General features: G+C 70.1%; 10 protein-coding genes. 6 read left to right on the top strand and 4 right to left on the bottom strand.

Annotation, left to right across the window (positions count from 1 at the left end; all coding sequences use genetic code 11):
• Nucleotides 1-69 precede the first annotated feature (69 nt).
• Nucleotides 70-1,893 carry a translational GTPase TypA gene (gene typA / locus P2PM1_RS17540; protein WP_186387602.1) on the bottom strand — a complete coding sequence of 608 codons (1,824 nt, stop codon included), beginning with the start codon at nucleotides 1,891-1,893 and terminating at the stop codon, nucleotides 70-72.
• A gap of 169 nt (nucleotides 1,894-2,062) precedes the next feature.
• On the opposite strand from typA, the gene P2PM1_RS17535 reads away from it, so the two are divergent.
• The 4 genes from P2PM1_RS17535 to folK all read left to right on the top strand — a co-directional run bounded on the left by P2PM1_RS17535 (nucleotide 2,063) and on the right by folK (nucleotide 5,422).
• The gene (locus tag P2PM1_RS17535) at nucleotides 2,063-2,560 is read left to right on the top strand and encodes a MarR family winged helix-turn-helix transcriptional regulator (protein ID WP_186399926.1); all 498 of its coding nucleotides are present in this window, start codon (nucleotides 2,063-2,065) and stop codon (nucleotides 2,558-2,560) included.
• Complete coding sequence (locus P2PM1_RS17530; protein WP_208985318.1) at nucleotides 2,557-3,879, top strand: multidrug effflux MFS transporter; 1,323 nt, start codon at nucleotides 2,557-2,559, stop codon at nucleotides 3,877-3,879. Before P2PM1_RS17535 ends, P2PM1_RS17530 begins: the two co-directional genes overlap by 4 nt.
• Nucleotides 3,880-4,037: 158 nt before the next feature.
• A complete protein-coding gene (gene folP / locus P2PM1_RS17525) occupies nucleotides 4,038-4,916 on the top strand; it encodes a dihydropteroate synthase (protein ID WP_208985317.1) in 879 nt (292 codons plus the stop codon).
• The gene (folK, locus tag P2PM1_RS17520) at nucleotides 4,913-5,422 is read left to right on the top strand and encodes a 2-amino-4-hydroxy-6-hydroxymethyldihydropteridine diphosphokinase (RefSeq protein ID WP_186399925.1); all 510 of its coding nucleotides are present in this window, start codon (nucleotides 4,913-4,915) and stop codon (nucleotides 5,420-5,422) included. The genes folP and folK overlap by 4 nt, the downstream gene beginning before the upstream one ends.
• A 46-nt stretch (nucleotides 5,423-5,468) precedes the next feature.
• Here folK and P2PM1_RS17515 read toward each other — a convergent pair whose 3' ends face one another.
• The gene (locus P2PM1_RS17515) at nucleotides 5,469-6,389 is read right to left on the bottom strand and encodes a prephenate/arogenate dehydrogenase family protein (RefSeq protein WP_186387605.1); all 921 of its coding nucleotides are present in this window, start codon (nucleotides 6,387-6,389) and stop codon (nucleotides 5,469-5,471) included.
• A gap of 59 nt (nucleotides 6,390-6,448) precedes the next feature.
• Nucleotides 6,449-7,570 (bottom strand): histidinol-phosphate transaminase, encoded by a 1,122-nt coding sequence (gene hisC, locus P2PM1_RS17510; RefSeq protein WP_186399924.1) that lies wholly within the window; start codon nucleotides 7,568-7,570, stop codon nucleotides 6,449-6,451.
• A 353-nt stretch (nucleotides 7,571-7,923) separates the two neighbouring features.
• On the opposite strand from hisC, the gene P2PM1_RS17505 reads away from it, so the two are divergent.
• Together P2PM1_RS17505 and metW are read left to right on the top strand one after the other, a co-directional pair.
• Complete coding sequence (locus P2PM1_RS17505; protein WP_186399923.1) at nucleotides 7,924-9,153, top strand: homoserine O-acetyltransferase; 1,230 nt, start codon at nucleotides 7,924-7,926, stop codon at nucleotides 9,151-9,153.
• On the top strand, nucleotides 9,150-9,836 hold the full coding sequence (metW, locus tag P2PM1_RS17500) for a methionine biosynthesis protein MetW (RefSeq protein ID WP_186397255.1): 687 nt from the start codon (nucleotides 9,150-9,152) through the stop codon (nucleotides 9,834-9,836). The genes P2PM1_RS17505 and metW overlap by 4 nt, the downstream gene beginning before the upstream one ends.
• Here metW and P2PM1_RS17495 read toward each other — a convergent pair.
• Nucleotides 9,769-10,608 (bottom strand): methyltransferase domain-containing protein, encoded by an 840-nt coding sequence (locus tag P2PM1_RS17495; RefSeq protein ID WP_186399922.1) that lies wholly within the window; start codon nucleotides 10,606-10,608, stop codon nucleotides 9,769-9,771. The two genes, metW and P2PM1_RS17495, sit on opposite strands and share 68 nt — an antisense overlap.
• Between the last annotated feature and the right edge of the window lie 84 nt (nucleotides 10,609-10,692).

Below are 10,692 nucleotides of genomic sequence, written 5' to 3'. Positions count from 1 at the left end.
GGGCGGGGTTTCCCCCCGCCCGCTTCAAATCCCCGCTCCAAATCCGGCGATGGCGCTTTGCGAGGCGCCTCAGGCGCTCTGCTTGGTCGCCGCCCGCTCCGCCCGCTTGCGGTCATGCGGGTCGAGCAGCGCCTTGCGCAGGCGGATGGTCTTCGGCGTCACCTCGACCAGCTCGTCGTCGTTGATGTAGGACAGCGCCGCCTCCAGCGACAGGCGGATCGGCGTCGTCAGCCGCACCGCCTCGTCCTTGCCGGACGCGCGCACGTTGGTGAGCTGCTTGCCCTTCAGCACGTTGACTTCCAGGTCGTTGCCGCGCGTGTGCTCGCCGATCAGCATGCCGCGATAGACCTTGACGCCCGGATCGATCAGCATCGGTCCGCGCTCTTCCAGGTTGAACAGCGCATAGGCCACCGCCTCGCCGTCGCCGTTGGAGATCAAGACGCCGGTGTGACGGCCGGCGATCTCGCCCTTGTACGGCGCGTAGTCGTGGAACAGGCGGTTGAAGATCGCCGTGCCGCGCGTGTCGGACAAGAGCTCCGACTGGTAGCCGATCAGGCCGCGCGTCGGCGCGTGGAACACCAGCCGGGTACGGCCGGCGCCCGACGGGCGCATTTCCAGGAGGTCGGCCTTGCGCTCCGACAGCTTCTGCACGACGACGCCGGAATGCTCCTCGTCGACGTCGATGATCACTTCCTCGATCGGCTCCAGCCGCTCGCCGTTCTCGCCGGTGCGGAACACCACGCGCGGACGGCCGACGCACAGTTCGAAGCCCTCGCGGCGCATGTTCTCGATCAGGATCGCGAGCTGCAACTCGCCGCGGCCGGCGACGATGAAGGCGTCGGCCTCGGTGCTGTCCTCGATCTTCAGCGCGACATTGCCCTCGGCCTCGTCCATCAGCCGCTTGCGGATGACGCGCGACTGCACCTTGTCGCCCTCGGTACCGGCCAGCGGCCCGTCATTGACGCGGAAGGTCATCGACAGGGTCGGCGGATCGATCGGCTGGGCCGGCAGCGGCTCGCTGAACTCGGGCGCGCAGATCGTGTCGGACACGGTCGCCTCGCTGAGGCCGGCGATCGAGACGATGTCGCCCGCCTCGCCCTTGTCGATCGGCTGGCGCTCCAGCCCGCGGAAGGCCAGCACCTTGGAGATGCGGCCGGTCTCGACCAGCTTGCCGTCGCGCGACAGCGCCTTGACCGCCATGTTCGGCACCGCCTCGCCCGAGACGATGCGCCCGGTCAGGATGCGGCCGAGGAACGGGTTGGCCTGCACCGTCGTCGCCAGCATGCGGAAGGCGCCCGGCTCCGCCTTCGGCGGCTTGACATGGGCGCGCACCAGATCGAACAGCGGGTCCATGGAGTCCTTCGGACCCTCCGGATCGCTCGCCATCCAGCCCTGCTTGGCCGAGCCGTAGAGCACCGGGAAGTCGAGCTGCTCCTCGTTGGCGTCGAGCGCGGCAAAGAGGTCGAACACCTCGTCCAGCACCTCCTCGGCGCGCTGGTCCGGCTTGTCGATCTTGTTGATCGCGACGATCGGGCGAAGGCCGAGCTTCAAGGCCTTGCCGAGCACGAACTTGGTCTGCGGCATCGGCCCCTCGGCCGCGTCGACCAGGAGCACCACGCCGTCGACCATGTGCAGGATGCGCTCGACCTCGCCGCCGAAATCGGCGTGGCCGGGCGTATCGACGATGTTGATGCGCGTGTCGCCATGGGTCAGCGAGGTGACCTTGGCGAGAATGGTGATGCCCCGCTCCCGCTCCAGGTCGTTGGAATCCATCATCCGCTCTTCCGTGCGCTGGTTGTCGCGGAAGGCGCCCGACTGCTTCAGCAGCACGTCGATCAGGGTGGTTTTGCCATGATCGACGTGCGCGATGATGGCGATATTGCGCAAGTCCATGTGCTGGCTGCTCCGGAAATGACAACGCGGGCCCACCGGGACCCGCGGATTTTCGCGCCCTCTATACAGTCAGAGCCGGATTCTTGCAACGCAGCATTACGCGGCGCCGGCTTGACAGGCGCGCGGGACGGGCGCATTTGATAAGGCAGCCATATTATCTGGGAAGCTTATGGAACCCGATCTCCCGACCCGGCCGCTCGGGTTTCTCGTCGGCGACATCGCCCGGCTGCTGCGCCGCCGCTTCGAGAAGGCGCTGGCTGAGGCCGACACCGGCCTCACCGTCGGCGAGGCCCGCACCCTCGCCTTCGTCGAGCACTATCCCGACCAGCGCCAGGGCGCGCTGGCCGAGCGCTTCGGCGTCGAGCCGATGACCATGTGCGGCTTCCTCGACCGGCTGGAGGCGGCCGGCCTCGTCGCCCGCCGCCCCGACCCGTCCGACCGGCGGGCCAAGCTCGTCGCCTTGACGGCGGCGGCCGAACCGGTGCTGGACCGCATTCATGCCGAGGGCCTTGCCATCCGCCGCGCCGCCCTGGCCGGCATGAGCCGGCCGGAGATGGACGCGGTCTATGCCCTGCTCGAGCGCATGCACGCCAACCTGCACGCCTCCCCCGACCCGGCATCAGACCCCGCATCAGACCAGACACCCGACCAATCGGACCGCGCATGAGCAGCACCGCCCCCGTTTCCCAGGCGATCGACAGCCTTCCCCCGCTCGACCCCGCCCTTGCCCCCGGCGCCCCGCGCGCGCAGACCGGGCGGCCGGCCCCGCCGGACGGCGGCCCGATCATGAGCGAGATGCACACCTCGCTGCTCGGCGCCGCGCTGGTCGCCATCGGGCCGATCACCATGGCCCTCTACACCCCGGCGATGCCGGTGCTGGCCGAGGCCTTCGGCACCACGCAGGGCGCGGTCAAGCTGACGCTGACCGCCTATTTCGCCGGTTTCGCGCTGACCCAGCTCGTCTGCGGCCCGCTGTCGGACGCCTTCGGCCGCCGGCCGGTCACAATCGTCTTCCTGGCGCTCTATCTCGCCTCGACGGTGCTTGCGACCTTCGCCCCCACCATCGAATGGATGATCGTCGCCCGCACCCTGCAGGGCGTCGGCGCCTCGGTCGGCGTCGCCGTCGCCCGCGCCATCGTCCGCGACCAGTTCACCGGCCAGACCTCGGCCCGGATCATGAACACCATCGCCATGATGCTGGCGGTCGGCCCGGCGCTGGCGCCGACCATCGGCGGCGTCACGCTGGAACTGTTCGGCTGGCGCGAGATCTTCTGGGCGATGCTGATCTACGGCCTTGTCCTCGGCCTTGCGGTGCTCGCCTGCCTGCGCGAGACCAATCCCTATATCGACCGCGCCAACCTGCGGCCGCGGGTGCTGCTGCGCAATTACTGGGCGCTGCTGAGCGACCCGCGCTACATGCAGCCCAGCCTGCTGGTCGGCTTCGGCATCGGCACCATCTACACCCTCGCCTCGGTGCTGCCCTTCGTGATGATCGACCATGTCGGCCTGACGCCGAGCCAGTTCGGCTTCGGCATGATGGTGCAGTCCGGCTCGTTCATCTCCGGCACCATCGTCGCCGGCATCGCCATGCGCCGGGTCGACGCGGCGCGGCTGCTGCCCTTCGGCATGACCGGCATGGTCGTCGCCGCCACGGCGCTGCTCGCCTCGCTGCTGCTGCTGCCGCCGACCTTTCTCGGGGTGATGCTGCCGGTCGGGGCCTTCGCCTTCTCCCTCGCCCTGTCGCTTCCCTCCACCACCAGCGCGGCGCTGCAGGGCTTTCCGCGCATGGCCGGCGCCGCCTCGGCGCTGATGGGCTTCCTGCAATTCGGCGCCGGTCTCCTCGGCAGCCTGGTGATCGCCGCGCTCGGCAATCCGCTGCTCGGCATCACCCTGGTGCCGCCGGCAATGCTGTTCGTCGCGGTCGCCTCCTATCTGCTGCTCGGCCGGATCAACGCCCGCCGCGACGCGGCGCCGGGCAAGGCCTGACGCTGCGGCATGCCGCGTCATGCGATTGGGCCTTGACGCGGCGGGGCGAACGTCGCAAACCCGCGAGCGAAACGCCCCGGCCGTGGTGCCGGGCCGGGACCTCGCGCCGCAGCGGGTCCGCGCCAGACCGGGGCATCGCACAAGCCGGGGCATCGCGCATGACATCATCTCACCGGGAGCACGGGTCCCCTTCGCCGGCCCCGCAGGCACGGGCGCCGCGCCTCCTGCGCCATAGCCGCGGCGTGCTGCCGTTCGACCGGCCGCGGGTGATGGGCATCCTCAACATCACGCCGGACTCCTTCTCCGACGGCGGCCGCTTCCTTGCCCGCGACGATGCGCTCGCCAGCGCGCGGCGGATGATCGCGCATGGCGTCGACGTCATCGATGTCGGCGCCGAGAGCACCCGGCCGAACGCCCTGCCGGTGCCGGCCGAGGAGGAATGGCGCCGCCTCGCCCCGGTGCTGGCGGCGATCATCGCCCTCGGCGCGCCCGTCTCCATCGACACCTACAAGGCCGACGTCGCCGCGAAGGCCTGCGCCCTCGGCGCGGTCATCGTCAACGACATCTGGGGCCTGCAGAAGGATCCGGCGATGGCCGCCACCATCGCCGAGACCGGCGCCGCCGTGATCATGATGCACAACCGCGACACCACCGATCCCGGCCTCGACATCATCGCCGATATCGACCGCTCCTTCGAGCGCTCGATGGAGCTCGCCGCCCGTGCCGGCATTCCGCCGGAGCGGCAGATGCTCGACCCCGGCATCGGCTTCGGCAAGACGCCGGACCAGAGCTACAAGACGATCAACCGGCTGGAGCATTTCGCCCGCCACGGGTTGCCGCTGCTGGTCGGCGCCTCGCGCAAGCGGCTGATCGGCGCCGTGCTCGACGTCGACACCGAAGACCGGCTCTACGGCTCCCTCGCCCTGCACACCATCGCCTTCATCAAGGGCGCGGCGATGGTCCGCGTCCACAATGTCCAGCCGCATGTCGATGCCGCCCGCATCGCCCATGCCACCATGAGCGAGCACGCCGGATGAGCGCAGCCCAACACGAGGATCTGGTGCGCGCCGCGCTCGGCCTCGGATCGAACATCGGCGACACGCTCGGCCATCTGGAGGCGGCGCTCGCCGCGCTGGCCGCAACGCCCGGCATCGTCGTCGTCGCCCGCTCCTCCGACTACCGCACCCCGCCCTGGGGGCCGGTGCCGCAGGACGACTATCGCAATGCCTGCGTGGTGATCGAGACCCGGCTGTCGCCGCGCGCCCTGCTCGACCGCTGCCTGGAGATCGAGCGCGGCCTCGGCCGCGTCCGCGATGTCCGCTGGGGCCCGCGCGTCATCGATATCGACGTGCTGATCTATGGCGACACGCGGATCGAGGAGGACGGCCTGACCATCCCGCATCCGCGCATGGGCGAGCGCGCCTTCGTGCTGGTGCCGCTGGCCGAGATCTGGCCCGATGCGCCGCTCGGCGACGGCCGCACGGCGCGCCAGGCGCTCGCCACCTGCCCCGGCCGCGACGAGGTCCACCCCATCAGAGACTGATCCTGGCCGCGAGCGATCCCGCCCCGACCGATCCGCCGAAATCCGCCTACCGCTTGGCGTCGCGGCCGAAATTCGGCGCGTCGGTCTCCTGGCCCGCCTCGACGATCGAGCGGCGGATGCCGCGGGTGCGGGTGAACAGCTCGAACAGCGCCTCGCCGTCGCCCCAGCGCACCGCCCGCTGCAAGGCCGACAGGTCCTCGGAAAAGCGCGCCAGCATTTCCAGGATCGCGTCCTTGTTGTGCAGGCAGACGTCGCGCCACATGGTCGGATCGGAGGCGGCAAGCCGCGTGAAATCGCGGAAGCCCGAGGCGGAATACTTGATCACTTCCGACTTGGTCACCGTCTCCAGGTCGTCGGCGGTGCCGACGATGTTATAGGCGATGATATGCGGCACATGCGAGACGATGGCGAGCACCAGGTCGTGATGCTCGGCATCCATCGTGTCGACCATCGAGCCGCAGGCCCGCCAGAAGGCCGAGAGCCGCTCCAGCGCCGCAGGGTCGGTGCCCGGCACCGGCGTCAGGATGCACCAGCGGTTGCGGAACAGCTCGGCGAAGCCCGCATCCGGGCCCGAATGTTCGGTGCCGGCGATCGGATGGCCGGGGATGAAATGCACCCCGTCCGGCAGATGCGGCGCCATCTGCCGCACCACCGAGGCCTTGGTCGAGCCGACATCGGTGACGATGGCGCCCGGCGCCAGCGCCGGGGCGATCCACTTCGCCACCGCCTCGCTGGCGCCCACCGGCACGCAGAGGATGACGAGATCGGCACCGCTCACCGCCTCGGCGGCATCGAGATGATAGCTGTCGCCGAGCCCCAGTTCCTCGGCCCGGCGCAGCGTCTGCTCCGAGCGGGTGGAAATGGCGATCTCTCCGGCCAGCCCCTCGCGCCGCGCCGCATGCGCGATCGAAGAGCCGATGAGGCCGATGCCGATCAGGGCAAGGCGGCGGAATTTCGGATCTGACATGAAAAGGCCTGACACTTGCGGCCGCCGGCGCCGGGCGCGGCGGCCATCGCCGGGACGCCTCAGCGCCCGGCGAGGAACTCCTTCAGCACCGAGACGACCTCGCGATTGGCCTCCTCGCTGCCGATCGACATGCGCAGCGCATTCGGCAGCCCATAGGCGCCGACGGCCCGCAGCACGCATCCGCGCGCGCTCAGATAGGCATCGGCCTCCGCCGCCGTGCGGCCGGGCTCCTCGGGGAAGTGGATCAGCACGAAATTGCCGACGCTCGGCGTGACCGCAAGGCCCAGCGCCGCCACTTCCCGGCTCACCCAGGCGAGCCAGGTGTCGTTATGGGCGACGGCGGTTTCCAGGAAGGCGCGGTCGCGCACCGCAGCAATGCCGGCGGCCTGTGCCGCGGCGGAGACGTTGAACGGCCCGCGCACCCGGTTCAGCGCGTCGATCACATGCGCCGGGCCATAGCCCCAGCCGATGCGCAGCGCCGCAAGGCCATAGATCTTGGAGAAGGTGCGGGTCATCAGCACGTTCTCCGCCGTCGCCGCCAGTTCGACGCCGGCCTCGTAGTCATTGCGACGGACATACTCCGCATAGGCCGCGTCCAGCACCAGCAGCACATGCGGCGGCAGGCCGGCATGCAGGCGGCGGATCTCGTCGAAGGGCAGGTAGGTGCCGGTCGGATTGTTCGGATTGGCGAGGAACACCACCTTGGTGCGCGGCGTCACCCGCGCCAGCAGCGCATCCACATCCGCCGTCAGGTCCCGCTCCGGCGCGACCACCGGCGTGCCGCCGGCCGCCAGCACGGCGATCTTGTAGACCAGGAAACCGTATTCGCTGTAGAGCCCCTCGTCGCCCGGGCCGATATAGGCGCGCGCCACCAGCTCCAGGATCTCGTCCGAGCCGTTGCCGCAGATCATCCGCTCCGGGTTGAGGCCATAGACATCGGCGATCGCCTCGCGCAGGCCCGTCGAGCCGCCGTCCGGATAGAGCTCCAGATGGCCGGCGCAGGCGCTGAACGCCTCCACGGCGCGCGGGCTCGGGCCCAGCGGCGTCTCGTTGGAGGACAGCTTGTGGAGCTTGGCGCCCCCCGTCGACTTGGTCCGGCCGGGCACATAGGCGGCGATGTCGAGAATGCCGGGACGCGGCTCGGGACGGGACGGGGAACGGGGATCGGCGGTCGTCAGCATGGCCGAAATTCCTGACTGCGGGCTGTCTCGGCCGGCGGGCAGGCCGGCCGCTTGCAAGAACACCGGCCGGCGCCCGCTTTCGAGCAGGCGCCGGCCAGCGCATACTCATAGGCAGTGCGCCTTGCGAAAGCAAAAGAAAACATTGACCTTGTCGGGACGTGCTCCTACGTCTCGTGGTCCCGCAGGCCGGGAGCCCGGACGGGAGCCAGGACGGGGCCCGGCCAGGAACCGGCAAGGAGCCGGAACGGGCCTGCGGGCGCGTTGCAGCCGGCGCGCCGAAGGGTTTCGGGCCGCTGCCACGCCGCCAACGGAACGCCGCTATAGGAACGCCATCAGGAGGATGTCCGGCGCAGATGAGCAAGGACACGACCGCCGAACAGAGCCCACTGGACCAGGGCCCGCCGGAGCTGCGGGCCGCGCCCGCCAGCGAGGCTGACACGCCGTCGAGCCGCGTCGAGAAGTTCGGCGGCGACAGGGCCTTGCAGCTCGATTGCGGCACCGTGCTCGATCCCTGGCAGATCGCCTACGAGACCTATGGCACGCTGAACGAGGACCGCAGCAACGCGATTCTCGTCTGCCACGCGCTGACCGGCGACCAGTATGTCGCCTCGCGCAACCCGCTGACCGGCAAGCCCGGCTGGTGGTCGCTGCTCGTCGGCCCCGGCAGGCCGGTCGACACCGACCGCTTCTTCGTCATCTGCGCCAATGTGCTCGGCGGCTGCCTCGGCACCACCGGGCCGGCCTCGACAAATCCGGCGACCGGCCGGCGCTGGGGCCTCGACCTGCCGCTGGTGACGATCCGCGACATGGTCCGCGCCCAGGCGGTGCTGCTCGACCATCTCGGCATCGAGACGCTGTTTTCCGTGGTCGGCGGCTCGATGGGCGGCATGCAGGTGCTGCAATGGGCGGTGAGCTATCCCGAGCGGGTGTTCTCCGCCGTGCCGATCGCCGCCGCCGCCCGCCATTCCTCGCAGAACATCGCCTTCCACGAGGTCGGCCGCCAGGCGGTGATGGCCGATCCCAACTGGTGCGGCGGGCGCTATTTCGAGCGCGGCGTGCGCCCCTCCAAGGGGCTGGCGGTGGCGCGCATGGCCGCCCATATCACCTATCTCTCCGACCCGGCGCTGCACCGCAAGTTCGGCCGCAACCTGCAGGACCGCGAGGCGATCACCTTCGGCTTCGACGCCGATTTCCAGATCGAGAGCTACCTGCGCCACCAGGGCATGACCTTCGTCGACCGGTTCGACCCCAATTCCTATCTCTATGTCACCCGGGCGATGGACTATTTCGACCTGGCGGCGGATTTCGGCGGCTCGCTGCCGCGCGCCTTCCTGCATTCGCCGACCCGCTTCTGCGTCATGTCCTTCACCTCCGACTGGCTGTTTCCCACGGCCGAGAGCAAGGCGGTGGTCAAGGCGCTGAACGCGGCCGCCGCCAACGTCTCCTTCGTCGAGGTGGAGAGCGACCGCGGCCATGACGCCTTCCTGCTCGACGAGCCGGAAATGTTCCGCACCGTGCTCGGCTTCCTGACCGGCGCGGCGCATGCGCGCGGGATCGCCCCGCCGGCGGGAGGGATCGCATGAGCGTGACGGCCATCAGCACACCCGAGGCGGCGGTGGACGCGCCGCCGGTTCCGACCACCGCGCCGCAGGCGGCGGGCGGCGGCGCGCGCGGCGACCATCGCCTCGTCGCCGATCTCGTCGCGCCCGGCTCGCGGGTGCTCGACATCGGCTGCGGCGAGGGCGAGCTGCTCGACCTTTTGATCCGCGAGAAACAGGTCGACGGGCGGGGGCTGGAACTGTCGCAGGCCGGCGTCAATGCTTGCGTCGCGCGCGGCCTCTCCGTCGTCCAGGGCGACGCCGACCGCGACCTTGCCGACTATCCGGACGATGCCTTCGACTTCGTCATCCTCAGCCAGACCCTGCAGGCGACCTACGCGCCGCGCCGGGTGCTGGAGGAGCTGCTGCGGATCGGCTCCAACGTCATCGTCTCCTTCCCGAATTTCGGCTTCTGGCGCAACCGGCTGCAATTGCTGCTCGGCGGCCGCATGCCGGTCACCGACTACCTGCCCTATTCCTGGTACGACACGCCGAACATCCATTTCTGCACGATCCGCGACTTCGTCGCCCTGTGCCAGGAGGCCGATGCGCGGATCGTCAAGTCGATGGCGCTGGATGCGCGCGGCCGGCCGGTCGGCTTCACCGCGCCCTGGTGGGTCTGGAACCTGATCGGCGAACAGGCGCTGTTCCTGCTGAAACGCTCGTAAGGCCGGACTTGCTGAACCCGGAGCCGGCGCGCCCGTTCATGCCGGGCGCGGCGCCCTCCGGCACGAAGACCGGGCGCAGCGCCTTCAGCAGCCGCGTCTCGCCGCCGGCCGGCGCGCCGCGGAACAACTGCTTCTCCGCCTCGATCACCAGCAGCCCGGCAAAGGCCGGCCACAGCCGGCGGCCGATCCGGTCCCAGGCCGGCGCGCTGCGCAGCACCAGCCGCGAGCGGGTCGGCGGCAGGCACAGCGCCTCGTCGCTTCCCGACGGGCGGAACTGGCAGGCGCGCAGCAGCCCCTCGATCTGCCCCCGCGAGAACGGCCGGCCGTAGCCGAACGGGGATATCTCCGAGCGCGCCCACAATCCCCGCCGGTTGGCGACGACGACGATCATCCGCCCGCCCGGCACCAGCACCCGCCAGATCTCGCGCAACAGCGCTTCCGCATCCCCGCAATGATCGAGGCAGTGGACGACCAGCGCATTGTCGAAGACGTGATCGGGGAACGGCAGTTCGGTCTCGTCGACCAGCACCGCCGAGTTGCGCCCGCCGCGCGGCCAGGCGACCACGCCCTGCGCCGCCGGCATCGCGGCGATGCACCGCTCCACCTCTTCCAGATACGGCCGCATGTAGGGCGCGGCGTAGCCGACCCCGAGCAGCGCCCGCCCTGTCAGGTCGGGCCAGCGGGCGCGGATCCGCGCGCCGACCAGCACCCGCATCATCCGCCCGAGCGGCAGGTCGTAGAAGGTACGCTGGTGCTGGACGTCGAGATACATGCTGACCCGCCTGCGGCAGACCCCGGCGGGGCGTGCGGGCCGATTGAACCCGTTGCGGCGTTTGGATGCAACAGCGCAACTTTT

This window comes from Stappia sp. P2PMeth1 (genome assembly GCF_900185735.1).
Classification (GTDB): Bacteria; Pseudomonadota; Alphaproteobacteria; order Rhizobiales; family Stappiaceae; genus Stappia.
This window is presented reverse-complemented; position numbering and strand designations above follow the sequence as displayed.